This is a genomic window from Enterobacter sp. 200527-13, from assembly GCF_027924865.1.
In the GTDB taxonomy this organism is placed as follows: domain Bacteria; phylum Pseudomonadota; class Gammaproteobacteria; order Enterobacterales; family Enterobacteriaceae; genus Enterobacter; species Enterobacter ludwigii.
Genome location: NZ_BSCM01000003.1, coordinates 184,671 through 200,978 on the forward strand (window position 1 = coordinate 184,671; position 16,308 = coordinate 200,978).

At 54.8% G+C, this 16,308-nt stretch carries 15 protein-coding genes and 1 pseudogene; 4 read left to right on the forward strand and 12 right to left on the reverse strand.

Annotated features, from left to right (window positions below; all coding sequences use genetic code 11):
* Window positions 1–23: 23 nt before the first annotated feature.
* A complete protein-coding gene (ribF, locus tag QMG44_RS12940; protein WP_014168574.1) occupies window positions 24–962 on the reverse strand; it encodes a bifunctional riboflavin kinase/FAD synthetase in 939 nt (312 codons plus the stop codon).
* A gap of 7 nt (window positions 963–969) precedes the next feature.
* A pseudogene (locus QMG44_RS12945) lies at window positions 970–1,188 on the reverse strand (DUF2575 domain-containing protein).
* Between the two features lie 102 nt (window positions 1,189–1,290).
* Between QMG44_RS12945 and rpsT the strand changes: the two are divergent.
* The gene (gene rpsT / locus QMG44_RS12950) at window positions 1,291–1,554 is read left to right on the forward strand and encodes a 30S ribosomal protein S20 (RefSeq protein ID WP_008502037.1); all 264 of its coding nucleotides are present in this window, start codon (window positions 1,291–1,293) and stop codon (window positions 1,552–1,554) included.
* Between the two features lie 59 nt (window positions 1,555–1,613).
* Here the strand turns inward: rpsT and nhaR are convergent, their stop codons facing one another.
* The 4 genes from nhaR to dnaK form a co-directional block, all read right to left on the reverse strand.
* Window positions 1,614–2,513, reverse strand: a complete 900-nt coding sequence (gene nhaR / locus QMG44_RS12955; protein WP_014168572.1) for a transcriptional activator NhaR — start codon at window positions 2,511–2,513, stop codon at window positions 1,614–1,616.
* 57 nt (window positions 2,514–2,570) lie between these two features.
* Window positions 2,571–3,746: a Na+/H+ antiporter NhaA gene (gene nhaA, locus QMG44_RS12960; protein WP_014168571.1), complete on the reverse strand. Its 1,176-nt coding sequence runs from the start codon at window positions 3,744–3,746 to the stop codon at window positions 2,571–2,573.
* Window positions 3,747–3,927: 181 nt separating this feature from the next.
* Window positions 3,928–5,073, reverse strand: a complete 1,146-nt coding sequence (gene dnaJ / locus QMG44_RS12965; protein WP_020882543.1) for a molecular chaperone DnaJ — start codon at window positions 5,071–5,073, stop codon at window positions 3,928–3,930.
* Between the two features lie 87 nt (window positions 5,074–5,160).
* Window positions 5,161–7,074 (reverse strand): molecular chaperone DnaK, encoded by a 1,914-nt coding sequence (gene dnaK, locus QMG44_RS12970; protein ID WP_014168568.1) that lies wholly within the window; start codon window positions 7,072–7,074, stop codon window positions 5,161–5,163.
* Window positions 7,075–7,372: 298 nt separating this feature from the next.
* On the opposite strand from dnaK, the gene satP reads away from it, so the two are divergent.
* Window positions 7,373–7,939: an acetate uptake transporter gene (gene satP / locus QMG44_RS12975; protein WP_049023055.1), complete on the forward strand. Its 567-nt coding sequence runs from the start codon at window positions 7,373–7,375 to the stop codon at window positions 7,937–7,939.
* On the opposite strand, the gene QMG44_RS12980 is transcribed toward satP, so the two are convergent.
* From QMG44_RS12980 to tal, 3 genes are all read right to left on the reverse strand, one after another.
* The gene (locus QMG44_RS12980) at window positions 7,916–9,238 is read right to left on the reverse strand and encodes an MFS transporter (RefSeq protein WP_032681686.1); all 1,323 of its coding nucleotides are present in this window, start codon (window positions 9,236–9,238) and stop codon (window positions 7,916–7,918) included. The genes satP and QMG44_RS12980 overlap by 24 nt on opposite strands.
* Window positions 9,239–9,360: 122 nt before the next feature.
* Window positions 9,361–9,948, reverse strand: coding sequence for a molybdopterin adenylyltransferase (gene mog, locus QMG44_RS12985; RefSeq protein WP_020882540.1), 588 nt, complete (start codon window positions 9,946–9,948; stop codon window positions 9,361–9,363).
* Window positions 9,949–10,059: 111 nt separating this feature from the next.
* Window positions 10,060–11,013 carry a transaldolase gene (tal, locus tag QMG44_RS12990; RefSeq protein WP_014168563.1) on the reverse strand — a complete coding sequence of 318 codons (954 nt, stop codon included), beginning with the start codon at window positions 11,011–11,013 and terminating at the stop codon, window positions 10,060–10,062.
* 262 nt (window positions 11,014–11,275) lie between these two features.
* On the opposite strand from tal, the gene QMG44_RS12995 reads away from it, so the two are divergent.
* Window positions 11,276–12,706, forward strand: coding sequence for a sodium:alanine symporter family protein (locus QMG44_RS12995; RefSeq protein WP_032681687.1), 1,431 nt, complete (start codon window positions 11,276–11,278; stop codon window positions 12,704–12,706).
* A gap of 66 nt (window positions 12,707–12,772) precedes the next feature.
* Window positions 12,773–13,546 (forward strand): peroxide stress protein YaaA, encoded by a 774-nt coding sequence (yaaA, locus tag QMG44_RS13000; protein ID WP_025205476.1) that lies wholly within the window; start codon window positions 12,773–12,775, stop codon window positions 13,544–13,546.
* Between the two features lie 31 nt (window positions 13,547–13,577).
* Here the strand turns inward: yaaA and QMG44_RS13005 are convergent, their stop codons facing one another.
* From QMG44_RS13005 to thrB, 3 genes are all read right to left on the reverse strand, one after another.
* A complete protein-coding gene (locus QMG44_RS13005) occupies window positions 13,578–13,877 on the reverse strand; it encodes a DUF2502 domain-containing protein (protein WP_020882537.1) in 300 nt (99 codons plus the stop codon).
* Window positions 13,878–14,088: 211 nt separating this feature from the next.
* Window positions 14,089–15,375, reverse strand: a complete 1,287-nt coding sequence (gene thrC, locus QMG44_RS13010) for a threonine synthase (protein WP_020882536.1) — start codon at window positions 15,373–15,375, stop codon at window positions 14,089–14,091.
* A gap of 3 nt (window positions 15,376–15,378) precedes the next feature.
* A complete protein-coding gene (thrB, locus tag QMG44_RS13015; protein ID WP_014168558.1) occupies window positions 15,379–16,308 on the reverse strand; it encodes a homoserine kinase in 930 nt (309 codons plus the stop codon).

Sequence of the window (16,308 nt, forward strand, 5' to 3'; positions counted from 1 at the left end):
TTCCGTATTTTTCACGTAGGCATTTAAGCCGGGTTTACTCGCCCAAAAAACTCGCGGGCCGTTAATTCATCTCGCGCGATTTGCGCCTTTAGTTCATCCAGCGAAGCAAATCGCTGCTCATTGCGTATTTTTTTACGCAGTATCACATCTATATGGCGACCATAAAGGTCCATTACAACGTCCAGCAGGTGCACTTCTAATTGTTGACGGACACCGGCGACTGTAGGACGCGTGCCAATATTGGCGACACCGAAATACGGTTTATCGCCCAGACCAGCCACTTCCACCGCATATACCCCTTTAACCGGGGAGACCTGACGACGTAGCGGTATATTCGCCGTCGGGAAACCTATGGTGCGGCCCAGCGCATCGCCATGGACCACACGGCCTGAAATGCTAAACGGATGCCCCAGCAGCGTTTCCGCCGTATCCAGTTCATCGTTGGCCAGCGCCTGACGCACCGCAGTGCTGCTAACCCGGACGCCGCCTTCGCAAAAGGTCATTGCGCTGGTGACATCAAAGCCGTACTCGAGGCCAGCCTTCTGTAATAGCAAGAAATCGCCCTGACGACCAGCGCCAAAGCGGAAATCATCACCCACGGCCAGAAACTGCACGCCAAGGCGCCTGACCAGCAGGTCACTGACGAAATTTTGTGCTGTGAGCGCGGCAAAGCGGCGATCGAAACGCACGCACAATACGTAGTCCACCCCGGACTCTGCCAGGTAGCGCAACTTCTCGCGCAGGCGAGTGAGGCGAGCCGGTGATTTATCGCCGGCAAACAGCTCCAGCGGCTGCGGCTCAAAAATCATCACTACAACGGGCAGGCCACGCGCCTCCCCTTCTTTACGCAATCCCTGCAGCAGCGCCTGATGACCACGATGCACGCCGTCGAAATTACCAATGGTCAGCACGCACCCGTGCGGTGCTCTGCTGAGATTATGTATGCCGCGTATCAGCTTCATGTCTGGCTCAAAACAGTGAAAATCGCCAAAGTATACCTTGTACAGCGGTTAAGGTTAACCGGCGATTGTTCGCGCAAAACAGAAAGCCGTAATGATTTCATCAGGCTGACCTTTCACAGCAAAAAAATCTGCCCGTGAACTGCGTTTTTTGTGCCGAAAAGCTGTATTCACGAGCGACAAGCTGGTAGAATCCTGCGCCATCACTACGTAACGTAGCGTCGCCAATCAACGGCGCTTATTTGCACAAATCCATTGACAAAAGAAGGTATAGAGGGCATATTCCTCGGCCTTTGAATTGTCCACATAGATCATATTTGGGAGTTGGACCTTGGCTAATATCAAATCAGCTAAGAAACGTGCTATCCAGTCTGAAAAGGCTCGTAAGCACAATGCAAGCCGTCGCTCTATGATGCGTACTTTCATCAAGAAAGTATACGCAGCTATCGAAGCTGGCGACAAAGCTGCTGCGCAGAACGCATTTAATGAAATGCAACCAATCGTGGATCGTCAGGCTGCTAAAGGTCTGATCCACAAAAACAAAGCAGCGCGTCATAAAGCAAACCTGACCGCGCAGATCAACAAACTGGCTTAATCGCCACTTGTTGTTGCTTGTTTTAAAAGAACCCGCTTAACGCGGGTTTTTTTATATCTTCAGATTGCCGGTGGCGTAAACAGCGCCGAGTAGTCGCGGTTACAGATGCGCTGTACCGCTGGGTGTTGAATCATCCTTTCTGCAAATATCGCGTGATACTCCTCCATCACGTTATCGACCCGGCCAATCTCCGTAATCTTGTTATCTGAATAGAGATCGTGAACGTACAGCGTCGGTGCAACGAAGATGGCGTTATGCGCCTCACCAAAGGCTTTCATTAGCGCAGCATCGTCAAACTCGCCGAGGATCTCCACCTTCAGTCCCTGAGAGTTAAACCAGTTCAGCAGTTTGCGCCCAAGCATGGAGCGCCGGCCTGGCACCAGCAAACGACGCTCCTCCAGACAGGCAGGAAACGGTTTTTCCGGCGGCGGGTTAATGCACCAGAAGCTGACCCCGCATTCGCCAATCTTCACCGAGAACAGCCCTTCCTGCTGCGTAGAGTCGATCGGGCAGTCCGAGATAATCATATCCAGCTTATGCTGGCTCAGCTGCTCCAGCAGCATCTCGTGCGTGGACTCAAAACAGCGCAGATGGATTTGCTCATCTTCGACCACCGCCGCATCCAGCACGCCGCTGACCAGCCGTTTTGACAACGCATCCGCCACGCCGACGTCAAAGAGCAGGTTTGACTCTTTGCGGTAGTTAACGATATCCAGCATCTCCTGACTTAAGGTAAACATCTTATCCGCGTAGCGGAAAACCAGTTCGCCCAGCTCACTTGGCTCAATCCCACGGCCCTTGCGCTTAAAGAGCTTGCCCTGCAGCCGCTCTTCCAGCGCCTTGATTTGCCCGGTGATGGTCTGCGGCGTCAGGTAGAGCGCCTCTGCCGCCCCCACGACCGAGCCCTGCTTATAGACGTGCCAGAAGTAGTAAAGGTGGTTGTAATTCAAATGAGACATCGTGTCTTCGCTCCCTGATCGTGTAGCGGGAGAAGGTGTTCTTCTCCCGGTTTCCTGTTATGCCTGAACGACCGGTCCGGACAGTTTGACCTTCAATAAGGTATAGCCAGTGACTGCGGCCAGTAACGATCCGATAAGGATACCCAGCTTCGCCCAGACGATGAGCTCAGGCGCATGGGCACCAAAAGCCAGCGTTGAGATAAAGATCGACATGGTAAACCCAATGCCACACAGCACGCCTACCGCCATGATCTGCTTAAACGTGGTACCGTGCGGCAGTGACGCCAGCTTCAGCTTCAGCGCCAGCCAGCAGAACAGGCTAATACCCAGCGGCTTACCAATAAACAGTCCAGCAATAATGCCCAGCGGCAGCATTGAGGTCAGTCCCTCAAGGGTTACCCCTTCCAGCGAAACGCCTGCATTAGCGAAAGCAAACAGCGGCAGGATCATAAAGGCGACCCACGGGTGCAGTACATGCTCCAGCTGTTTGGCAGGCGATTTCCCCTCCTGCGGCTTAAGCGGAACGAAGAAGCCGACGATGACCCCGGCGAGCGTAGCGTGCACGCCTGATTTCAGTACCGCGGTCCACAGCACCATCCCCACCAGCACGTAGATCCCGATGCGGCGCACGTTGCAAATGTTCAACAGCGCCAGTACCGCAATCGCTCCTGCGGCAACGCTCAACGACAGGATCGACAGGTCGCTGGTGTAGAACAGCGCAATAATGACAATCGCGCCCAGGTCATCAATGATCGCCAGCGCCATCAGGAAGATTTTCAGTGCCACCGGCACGCGGCTTCCCAGCAAGGCCAGCACACCCAGGGCAAACGCGATATCCGTTGCCGCCGGAATGGCCCAGCCATGACGCGATACCGGATCCTGCCAGGTGAACGCCAGGAAGAGCAACGCCGGAATGACCATCCCCCCGAATGCGGCAATCACCGGGAACGCGGCACGCTGACGGCTGGCAAGCGAGCCCAGGACCAGCTCACGCTTAACCTCCAGCCCTACCAGCAGGAAAAACACGGCCATCAGTGCATCGTTGATCCACAGCAGCATGTTCTTGTTAATTTCCAGCGCCCCGACTTTCAGCTCGACGGGAGTTTCCAGAAACGCGTGGTAAAAGTCGCGTGTGAAACCCATATTGGCCAGCGCCATCGCGGCCGCAGCGGCAATAATCAGGATGATGCCGCCTGATGCTTCACTGCTAAAAAAACGGTGTATTAATTTCACGTAGGCTCTCTCTTACAGCAATACTTCGGTAAAACCATAATACCAGGCCAAACAGCTCGGCAAAAGCAGATTAATGTTGAGTATATATTCAGTTTTACCGAATGATAGCCATGAGGACAGCTACAAAAAGAAAAAGCCCGAAATCGCTTCCGGGCTTTTGAGATGAACACCAGCTAACGGATCAGCGGGTCAAATCGTCGAAGAATTTTTTGACGCCATCGAAGAAGCTTTTGGAGCGCGGGCTGTTTTTCTCACCCGTCGGGCCGCCAAAACTTTCCTGCAGCTCTTTCAGCAGCTGTTTCTGCTTGTCGTTCAGGCCAACCGGGGTTTCAACCACCACGCGGCACAGCAGGTCGCCCTGCGCACCACCGCGAACGGATTTAACACCTTTACCACGCATGCGGAACAGCTTGCCGGTCTGGGTTTCGCCTGGAACCTTCAGATTGACGCGACCATCAAGCGTTGGCACTTCAATTTCGCCACCGAGTGCCGCCATGGCGAAGTTGATGGGCACTTCACAGTACAGATTGTTGCCTTCACGCTCAAAGATGGCGTGCTGCTTGACCTGAACCTGAACGTACAAATCGCCTGCCGGTGCGCCGTGCTCGCCGGCCTCACCTTCACCTGCCAGACGGATACGGTCGCCCGTGTCCACGCCTGCCGGGATTTTAACGGACAGCGTCTTGGTTTTCTCAACGCGACCATGACCGTGGCATTTTGTGCAGGGGTCTTTAATCAGCGTACCGCGACCATGACAGTGCGGACACGCCTGCTGCACGGCGAAGAAGCCCTGACGCATCTGCACCTGACCGGAACCGTGACAGGTTGGACAGGTTTGCGGCTGGGTGCCTGCTTTCGCGCCGCTGCCGTGGCAAACGTCACACTCTTCCAGCGTCGGAATACGGATCTCTTTGGTGACGCCGCGTACGGCCTCTTCCAGCGTCAGATCCATGTTGTAGCGCAGGTCGGCGCCGCGCGCCGCGCGCTGACGGCCACGACCGCCGCCAAAAATGTCGCCGAAAACATCGCCAAAGATATCGCTGAAGTCAGCGCCGCCGCCAAAGCCGCCGCCACCGAATCCACCGCCGCCCATGCCGCCTTGTTCGAAGGCTGCGTGGCCGTACTGGTCATAGGCCGCACGTTTCTGTGCATCGGTCAGGACTTCGTAGGCTTCTTTGATCTCTTTAAATTTGGCTTCAGCCTCTTTGTCACCCTGGTTGCGATCCGGGTGGAATTTCATGGCCAGGCGCTTATACGCCTTTTTGATTTCACGCTCTTCCGCAGTTTTCGGAACGCCTAAAATCTCGTAATAGTCTTGCTTTGCCATTGGTTTTTTTAAGCCCCTTAACATGCGAGCACGGGCGTGGAGAGTTCTCCTACGCCCGTGCCGATTAATTACCCTGCATCAGGGCGATTATTTTTTGTCTTTCACTTCTTCGAACTCAGCGTCGACAACGTCGTCGTCTTTCGCGTTGTTCTGAGAAGCATCAGCGCCAGCCTGCTGTTGGGCGTGCTGCTGCTGAGCGATTTCCATCAGCTTCTGAGAAGCCTGTGCCAGCTCCTGCATCTTCGCTTCGATATCCGCTTTGTCTTCGCCTTTCAGAGACGTTTCCAGCGCGCTCAGTGCAGCTTCGATAGCCGTTTTGTCTTCAGCTGGCAGTTTATCGCCGGCTTCTTCAACCTGCTTACGGGTGCTGTGCAGCAGATGGTCGCCCTGGTTGCGGGTCTGAACCAGCTCTTCGAACTTACGGTCAGATTCCGCGTTCGCTTCTGCTTCACGAACCATTTTCTGGATCTCTTCTTCGTTCAGACCGGAAGAGGCCTTAATGGTGATCTTCTGCTCTTTACCGCTGTTTTTGTCTTTCGCGGAAACGTGCAGGATACCGTCAGCATCGATATCGAAGGTTACTTCGATCTGCGGCATACCGCGTGGCGCCGGGTTGATGCCATCCAGGTTGAACTGACCCAGTGACTTGTTATCCGCCGCACGCTTACGCTCACCCTGCAGCACATGGATGGTTACTGCAGACTGGTTGTCTTCAGCAGTAGAGAACACCTGGCTGTGCTTAGTAGGGATAGTGGTGTTTTTGGTGATAAGCGCCGTCATCACACCGCCCATGGTTTCGATACCCAGAGACAGCGGGGTAACGTCCAGCAGCAGAACGTCTTTCACATCACCCGTCAACACACCACCCTGAACGGCAGCACCGATAGCCACTGCTTCGTCCGGGTTAACGTCTTTACGTGGCTCTTTACCAAAGAATTCAGCCACTTTCTTCTGAACCATTGGCATACGGGTCTGGCCACCGACGAGGATAACGTCGTTGATATCAGACACGGACAGGCCAGCATCCTGCAGAGCGACTTTCAGTGGCTCGATGGAACGGTTCACCAGGTCTTCTACCAGGCTTTCCAGTTTCGCACGGGTCACTTTAATGTTCATGTGTTTAGGACCGGTCGCGTCTGCAGTGATATACGGCAGGTTCACGTCGGTCTGCTGAGCGGAAGACAGTTCGATCTTCGCTTTCTCAGCGGCTTCTTTCAGGCGCTGCATTGCCAACGGGTCGTTACGCAGGTCAATGCCCTGATCTTTCTTAAACTCGTCAACGAGGTAGTTGATCAGACGGGTATCGAAGTCTTCACCACCCAGGTGGGTATCACCGTTGGTTGCCAGAACTTCGAAGGTTTTTTCGCCATCAACTTCGTCGATTTCGATAATAGAGATATCGAAAGTACCACCACCCAGGTCGTAAACCGCGATAGTACGGTTGCCAACTTCTTTATCCAGACCGTAAGCCAGTGCCGCTGCGGTTGGTTCGTTGATGATACGTTTTACTTCCAGACCTGCGATACGGCCAGCATCTTTCGTTGCCTGACGCTGAGCATCGTTGAAGTAAGCAGGAACGGTGATAACAGCTTCAGTTACCGGTTCACCCAGGTAATCTTCTGCGGTTTTCTTCATTTTTTTCAGCACTTCAGCAGAGATCTGCGGTGGTGCCGTTTTGGTGCCTTTCACATCAAGCCATGCATCGCCGTTATCTGCTGCGATGATTTTGTAAGGCATGATAGAAACGTCACGCTGAACTTCTTCGTCCTGGAAGCGGCGGCCAATCAGGCGTTTAATCGCAAACAGGGTATTTTGCGGGTTTGTCACTGCCTGACGTTTAGCCGGCTGACCAACCAGAGTTTCACCATCCTGGGTATAAGCAATGATAGAAGGCGTGGTGCGATCGCCCTCGGCGTTCTCCAGCACGCGTGCGGTAGTGCCATCCATAATCGCTACACAAGAGTTGGTAGTACCCAGGTCGATACCAATAATTTTACCCATCTAAACGTCTCCACTTAAAATTCAGTCAACATGTGGTTGTGTACCTGTAATAAGGGCAGAACGTGCTTTTTCAACTGCCCACAATTGATTTTTTTCAGGTCCACACACTGCGGTTGACTACAAGATGGGGTCGCGCCAGCGTCCATCAAGGGGGAACGGTAAAAAAAATTTTTAATTTCACCCTGATGAGATCATAGACGGCATTGATTGCGCCCATTATGATGCCGCGCCCCGTCAGGGAGAACTGACGCGGGTTTAACCATTTCACCATATTAATGATGATTTTTTTTGAGGACTTATGGGCAACACTAAGTTGGCTAATCCGGCTCCGCTGGGCCTGATGGGTTTTGGCATGACCACTATCCTGCTGAACCTGCACAACATCGGGATGTTCCCGATGGATGGCATTATCCTGGCGATGGGCATTTTTTACGGCGGTATCGCGCAAATCTTCGCGGGCCTGCTGGAATATAAGAAAGGCAACACCTTCGGCTTAACCGCATTTACCTCTTATGGTTCTTTCTGGCTGACCCTGGTCGCGATCCTGCTGATGCCTAAAATGGGCCTGGCAGATGCGGCAAACGCACATTTCCTGGGCGTTTACCTTGGTCTGTGGGGCATCTTCACGCTGTTTATGTTCTTCGGCACCCTGAAAGGCAACCGCGCACTGCAGTTTGTTTTCCTGAGCCTGACCGTGCTGTTCGCCCTGCTGGCGATCGGCCACCTCGTGGATAACGAAAGCATCGTGCATATTGCCGGCTGGATTGGTCTGGTGTGCGGCGCAAGCGCTATCTACCTGGCAATGGGTGAAGTGCTGAACGAGCAGTTTGACCGCACCATCCTACCGATTGGTGAAAAACACTGATCCATCTGTCGTGTCCGCCTCGCGGGCACGACATCCCTGTTTCTGCCGAAGCCAAATGCCTAACACCAGCCCCATCACCGACAGCGCGAGCACATACCAGGCGGGAGCCATCGGGGATACTCCCATCAACACCGTGACCGCAATCGGCGTCAGCCCGCCAAAGATGGCGTAAGAGACGTTATAGGAAAAAGAGATCCCGGTGAAGCGGACCTCTGGCGGAAAAGCTCGCACCATCACATACGGCACTGCACCGACAACCCCCACGCACAGCCCGACCGTACCGTAGAGCAGGAACAGCTGTTCAGGATGGCTGCCTGCCAGGTGGTAAAACGCCCAGCTCGACGCAGCCAGCAGCAGGCTGCCGATGATGAAAGTCAGGCCGGCACCGATACGATCAACGGCCAGCCCCGCGGCCAGACAGCCAAAGCAGAGCATAATGGTGGCGATACTGTTTGCCTGCAACGTTACCGCCGGCGCAAAACCGTACTGCTTTTGCAGCCATACCGGAGACATTAAGATAACGACCACGATGCCCGCCGACAGCAGCCAGGTGAGCAGCATCGACACCACAACCGCGCTTCGGTGGCGCACCACCACGGCTTTTACCGGCAACTCCTGCGCCAGCGCCTTGCGCTGCTGCATCTCAAGGAAAATGGGTGTCTCCTGCAGCCAGCGGCGAAGATACATCGCCACCAGGCCAAACGCCCCGCCGAGCAGGAACGGTACGCGCCATCCCCAGTCGTGAACCGCCTGTTGCGTCATGCTGGTATTCACGATAGTGGCCACCACTGAACCGAGGAGGATACCGACAGTCAGCCCCGCCGTTAAGGTTCCACAGGCGATGCCGATGCGGCGCGCCGGCACATGCTCCGCCACAAATACCCAGGCCCCCGGCACTTCGCCGCCAATTGCCGCCCCCTGAAGAATGCGCATCAGCAACAGCAGCAGCGGAGCAACAATGCCCATTGAGGCGTAAGTAGGCAGCAGACCAATGGCCAGCGTCGGCACGGCCATCAGTAAAATGCTGAGCGTGAACATCTTCTTACGCCCGACCAGGTCACCAAAGTGGGCCATCACAATGCCACCCAGCGGTCGTGCCAGATACCCGGCGGCAAAAATGCCGAAGGTTTGCACCTGGCGCAACCACTCCGGGATATCTGCCGGGAAGAAAAGCTCCCCCACCACGGCGGCGAAGAAGACGAAGATGATAAAGTCGTAAAACTCCAGCGCACCGCCTAAGGCCGCGAGCGTGAGGGTTTTGTAGTCCTGTCGATTCAGAGGTCGGGTGTTATGTGACATAGCGAACCATTTGGCTTGTGTTGTGGATTTATTTTTACAGCAAACGTAAAGAAAATATTACTATACCGTAAAACCCTTACCACGCTACCGTCGCTTCAGCTAATGTCACATATTGATTAATTTCAGGAGATTGTCTCGCGACGGGCGTTTTTCGGACGAAAAGCTGCTACCACTTTCTCATCGGTCTCCACATACGGGCCGTCAAGTAACTGTATACAATACGGTACACTTGCAAAAATCCCGTGCACGATCACGCTGCCATCTTCCGCTTTCAGTCCTTCAAGCGTCTCTTTGATGGACTTCGGCTGGCCCGGCAAATTCAGAATCAATGCCTGCTTGCGGATCACCCCGACCTGACGGGAGAGGATCGCCGTCGGGACAAAGTGTAGACTGATCTGGCGCATCTGCTCACCGAAGCCAGGCATCTCACGATCGGCAACCGCCAGCGTGGCATCCGGAGTGACGTCCCGGCGCGCAGGTCCGGTGCCTCCCGTGGTCAATACCAGGTGGCAGCTCATCTCATCCACCAGCTCACAGAGTGTCTGTTCGATAATTGGCTGCTCGTCAGGGATCAGGCGGGTCTGGATCTCAAAGGGGGTTGTCAACGCACTGCCCAGCCATTCTTCCAGCGCGGGGATGCCTTTATCCTGATAAACACCGCTGGAGGCGCGGTCAGAAATCGACACTAAGCCGATGCGTAAGGTATTCATATCCATTCCATTCAAAAAAGTACTGATTAAAGGGAATGATACACGCAGAGGGGAAATTCAGACAGAGTACGAAAGAAGTAGCGTGACCGGGGACCCGGTCACGCAGAATGATTACAGCAGGTCGCCGATCATTTTTTCCAGTTTTTCCTGGTCGATAGCAAACTTACGGATACCGTCCGCCAGTTTATCTACAGCCATTGGATCCTGGTTATGCTGCCACAGGAACTCAGATTCAGTGATGCGCTCCGGACGCGCTTTCACTTCACCGGTGTAGGACAGTTTACGCTCGATAGCACCTTCGCTTTCAGCCAGCTCTTTCAGCAGTGCCGGGGCGATGGTCAGGCGGTCACAGCCAGCCAGTTCGATGATTTCACCTACGTTACGGAAGCTTGCGCCCATCACCACAGTCTCATAACCGTGCTGTTTGTAGTATTCGTAGATTTCGGTCACGGAAACGACGCCTGGATCTTCAGATGCCGCGTACTCTTTCTTATCCGTGTTGGCTTTGTACCAGTCCAGAATACGGCCAACGAATGGAGAAATCAGGTATACGCCGGCTTCCGCACATGCACGCGCCTGTGCGAAGGAGAACAGCAGCGTCAGGTTACAGTTGATACCGTCTTTTTCCAGCTGTTCAGCTGCACGAATACCCTGCCAGGTTGACGCCAGTTTGATCAGGATGCGGTCATTGCTGATGCCGGCATCGTTGTACATTTTGATCAGACGTTTTGCTTTGGCGATAGACGCTTCGGTGTCGTAGGAGAGACGTGCGTCAACTTCGGTAGAGATGCGGCCAGGAACCAGTTTCAGAATTTCCAGACCAATGTTCACGGCCAGTTTATCAGTGGCATCAACAACCTGCTGCGCGCGGTCGTTGCTCTGTGCTTTCGCCCAGGTCACTGCGTCGTCAATCAGTTTGCGATACTCAGGGATCTGTGCGGCGTTAAGGATCAGAGAAGGGTTGGTGGTGGCATCCTGCGGCTGGTACAGCTTCATTGCCGCGATATCTCCGGTGTCAGCTACGACAGTGGTGAACTGACGAAGGGAGGTCAATTTATCCGTCATGATAGTGTTTCTCTTTTAACGTGCCCTGGATAATTCACGCTACCGACAGCATGCCTGCAGCGGAAAAATGACAGGTTTACTTGTTAGGGGGATGTAACCGGTCTGCCCTGATGATAACACGACGGAGGGGTAGCGCAACCGCAGACAGTGCGCTTAGACAGAGTATGATAAACTCAGAATATTAACAGGCTGCTAAGTAACAGCATGTCCAATCAGTGGTAGCGCTTACATATTCATTTTGGCATCAACAAGAGGGACGTTAATGCCTGATTTCCTTTTCTTTATTAATGAAGTCCTTTGGGGTTCGATAATGATATACCTGCTACTGGGTGCAGGTATTTGGTTTACGCTACGCAGCGGGTTTATCCAGTTTCGTTATATTCGCAAATTTGGCAGAAGTCTGAAAAACAGCGTCACTCCCCAGCCGGGCGGATTAACCTCTTTCCAGGCCCTCTGCACCAGCATTGCCGCACGCCTCGGCAGCGGTAATATGGCAGGGGTGGCACTGGCCATCAGCGCCGGTGGCCCGGGCGCCGTTTTCTGGATGTGGGTCACGGCGCTTATCGGGATGGCCACCTCCTTTGCCGAAAGCGCCCTCGCCCAACTCTACAAAGAAAAAGATAAAAACGGACAGTTTCGCGGCGGCCCGGCCTGGTACATGGCGCGTGGCTTAGGAATGCGCTGGATGGGCGTGCTGTTTTCGCTGTTTTTACTGCTCGCGTACGGTCTGATTTTTAATACCGTTCAGGCGAATTCTGTCGCCCATGCCTTGCGCTATGCCTTTGCGTGTCCGGAGTGGATCACCGGGCTTGTTTTAGCCCTCTGTATCCTGCTGACCATTTCGACCGGCCTAAAAGGTGTCGCCCGCCTGATGCAGTGGCTGGTGCCGGTCATGGCGCTGCTGTGGGTTGCCGCCAGCCTGTTCGTCGCCGCACGGCATATCGAGCAGGTGCCGGAAGTGATTGCAACCATCTTCAAAAGCGCATTTGGCTGGCGCGAGGCGGCATCGGGCGCACTGGGCTATACGTTCAGCCAGGCGCTGATGTCGGGCTTTCAGCGCGGAATGTTCTCCAATGAAGCCGGTATGGGGTCAACCCCCAATGCCGCAGCCGCCGCCGCGTCCTGGCCGCCTCACCCGGCGGCACAAGGCATTGTTCAGATGATTGGCGTTTTTACGGACACCATTATTATCTGTTCCGCCAGCGCCATGATCCTGCTGCTGGCCGGCCCGGTACCTCACTCATCGGAAACAGCCGGCATACAACTGCTTCAGCAGGCACTCGTGAATCTGACGGGCGGCTGGGGAGCCGGGTTTGTCTCGCTCATCCTGCTGTTATTCGCCTTCAGCTCGATTGTTGTGAATTACCTCTACGCCGAAAATAACCTTATTTTCCTGAAAGTGGACTCCCGCCGTATGATCACGCTGCTGCGCCTCGGGGTGATACTGATGGTGTTAGCAGGTTCGCTGCTCAGCATGCCGCTGGTCTGGCAACTGGCGGATGTATTTATGGCGCTCATGGCCATCACTAACCTGACGGCGATCCTGCTGCTCTCACCCGTGGTTACGCTTATCGCACGGGACTATCTTCGTCAGCGCAAACTGGGCGTACCGCCGGTCTTTGATGCCTCGCGTTATCCCGACATCCAGGCGCAAATTGCGCCCGGCACCTGGGATGATTTGCCACGGCAATAACAGCTATCGATCAATTGAGGGCGATTTTTTGCTAAAGTCGCTCTAAATTTCCTGCAAGGACTGGATATGCTGATTCTGATTTCACCTGCTAAAACGCTCGATTACCAGAGCCCGCTCGCCACCGAGCGCTATACCCAGCCTGAACTGCTGGACTATTCGCAACAGCTGATTCACGTCGCGCGTAAGCTCTCTGCGCCACAAATTGCCTCGCTGATGAGCATCAGCGACAAACTGGCGGATCTTAACGCGACCCGTTTCCACGAGTGGCACCCGGACTTCACGCCGAACAACGCCCGCCAGGCGCTTCTGGCGTTTAAAGGTGATGTGTATACCGGCCTGCAGGCGGAAGATTTTAGCGAAGCAGATTTCGACTTCGCCCAGCAGCATCTGCGCATGTTGTCAGGTCTGTACGGAGTGCTGCGCCCGTTGGACCTGATGCAGCCGTATCGTCTGGAGATGGGTATCCGCCTGGAAAACCCTAAAGGCAAAGATCTGTACCATTTCTGGGGCGATATCATCACCGACAAACTGAACGCTGCGCTGCGTGCTCAGGGCGATAATGTGGTGATCAATCTGGCCTCCGATGAATACTACAAATCGGTGAAGCCGAAAAAGCTGGATGCGGAAATTATCAAGCCCGTTTTCCTCGATGAGAAAAACGGCAAGTTCAAGGTCATCAGCTTCTACGCCAAAAAAGCGCGTGGGCTGATGAGCCGCTACATCATTCAGAACCGCCTGACGAAGCCGGAGCAACTGACCGGCTTCAACAGCGAAGGCTACTTCTTCGATGAAGAAGCGTCAGGAAAAGGCGAACTGGTGTTTAAGCGCCACGAGCAGTAAAACAAACCCCGCCAGATGGCGGGGTTTTGCATTAATGGTGTTTCCAGTCCGGGCCAGGACGCGGGTCGTCGTGACGATCGTGATGGTGGTCATCATGATGACGATCGTGATGCTCGTCATGTGGGCGCCAGTGATTATCGCGCCAGTCATAGTGAGCCTTCCACCAGTCATGGTCGCGCCAGCGGCCACCATCCCAGTAGTGACCACGATTATCCTGATCGCCAATCTGCAGTTTTACCGCAGGGACGAGGGTGATTTCAGAGGCCTGAACCGCCATCGGAGCGACCAGCATCATTGAAAGCACCAGCAGAGCAGGTTTCAGTTTAGACATAGGTGACTCCTTATTCATTTACCCGATGTGGGCCGATGTAAGGAGAATACGTGAGGAGGACGGGGGATGTTATTATCTGCAATCCTAATCGCTAAGTGACCGCATTTATTGGGAATTTCTGCTTTTTTACTGCTATTTTTCTCCTTAATTTCTCCATAAAAAAAGCCGGGTAAGTTTCACCTTACCCGGCCTGCATAGGAGGACAGAACCGTTATCCGCGCGTCATCATCAACTTACGCAGCGCGGCGAAATCAGCGGGCAGTTCATGCGAAAGCAGCGGCAGATCCGCACGCTCGGCCAGCTCTTTTGGCAGCGGCAGCGTTTCACCCAGAATCACTTCCACGCTCTCTTTGAACTTCGCCGGATGAGCCGTTCCCAGGAACAGGCCATACTCCCCCGGATTCAGCTGATCGCGCAGCGCACGGTAAGCGATCGCCGCATGCGGTTCAGAGGTGTACCCCACCGCTTTCAGCTCACGCAGGGTGGCTTTGGTGGTCTCATCCGTCACCGCGGCATAACCCAGATCGCCCAGACGCCAGACCTTACGGCGGAACAGCTCTTCCACACGCGGCCAGTTGTTCGGCTGGCTTACGTCCATCGCATTCGAAAGCGTCGCCTGCGTGGCGTTCGGCGCCCATTTACCGTCTTTCAGGAAGCGCGGCACGGTGTCGTTGGCGTTGGTGGCGGCGATAAAGCGTTTTACCGGCAGGCCGAGCGATTTCGCCAGCAGGCCCGCCGTCAGGTCACCAAAGTTGCCGCTTGGTACAGAAACGACCAGCTGATTGCGCGCCTCCTGTGGCAGTTGTGCAACCGCTTCGAAGTAGTAGCAGATCTGCGCCAGCAGACGGCTGATGTTAATGGAGTTCGCCGAGTTCAGACCCAGCGCCACTTTCAGCTCTTCATCATCGAAGGCCTGCTTGACCAGCGCCTGGCAGGCATCGAAATCGCCGTCAATCGCCACGGTTTCAATGTTGCCCCCGAGCGTACAGAACAGTTTTTCCTGCAGCGGACTGATTTTGCCTTTCGGGTAGAGGATCACCACGCGAACGTTCTTCAGACCATAGAACGCATGGGCAACGGCCGCACCGGTATCGCCAGAGGTCGCCGTCAGAATCGTTACCGGTTTGTCGCCGCTGATGTGGGTCAGCATCTGCGCCATAAAGCGGCCACCGAAGTCTTTAAACGCCAGGGTTGGACCGTGGAACAGCTCAAGGCAGCCGACATCCGGCTCGACCTGCTTAACCGGTGCCGGGAAAGCGAACGCTGCACGCACGCGCTCTTCCAGCAGCTCCTGCGGGATTTCATCGCCGATAAAGGCAGAGAGAATTTTAGTGCTGCGGGTGACAAAGTCCTGCTTCAGCAGTTCATCAATGTCGGTCAGCTGAAATTCCGGCAGGTCATGGGGGAAGAACAGCCCCTGATTTTTGCCCAGTCCCTGAGTCACCGCCTGCGCGAAGCTGACCTGCTCGTTATGATCTTTAAGGTTGTAGAGTTTCATTCGTTATCCCAGTACTCGTGCGCCAGCCGTGTCCAGACGGCAAATATGAACAAAGCCTTCCTGATTTTGCAGGTAGTGTTTAGAGAGCCAGTCCGCCACGCGCTGCGCCGTGTCTGGCTTATCGCACAGGGCGAACAGCGTCGGGCCGGAGCCGGAGATACCGCACGCCAGTGCGCCGGTATCCATTGACGCCTGTCGCGCCTCGTTAAAGCCAGGCAACAGCTTAGTGCGGTACGGCTCGGCGATAACGTCTTTCATTAATTTTGCTGCCAGCTGCGGCTGACGGGTGTAGCAGGCGTGAATAAAGCCGGCCAGATGACGTCCGTGAGCGATACAGTCCTGACGACGATACTGCGCAGGCAGGATCGCACGCGCTTCAGCGGTGGATACCTTAATGCCGGGATAGGCCAGCACCCACAGCCACTCATCAAACCCTGGCACCTGCTGGCTGATGATGCCATTTTCTTCAATCATCAGCTGCATACCGCCGAGGAAGCAGGGGGCGACGTTGTCATAATGAATGCTGCCGGAGATGCGCCCTTCCAGCTCGCCCATTAACCCGAGCAGACGGTTATTATTCAGTGGCTTGCCGCAGTGCTCATTCATGGCCACCAGTCCGGCGACCACGGAGCAGGCGCTGGAACCCAGACCAGAGCCAATCGGCATACTTTTTTCCAGCGTCATGGCGACCGGCACATTTTTGCCGATCTCCTGACAGAACCGCTCCCAGCACTGATAAACGATATTCTCGCGCGGGTCTGTCGGCAGTTTGCTGGCGAAGCGGCCCACGTTATTCAGGCTAAAGCTCTCTGCCGCTTCAACCGTTACCGTATCGCCCAGCAGCGAACCATCCACCGGCGTCACCGCCGCACCCAGCACATCAAATCCGACGCTCATATTGGCGCTGGAAGCCGGGGCATAAACTTTCACCAT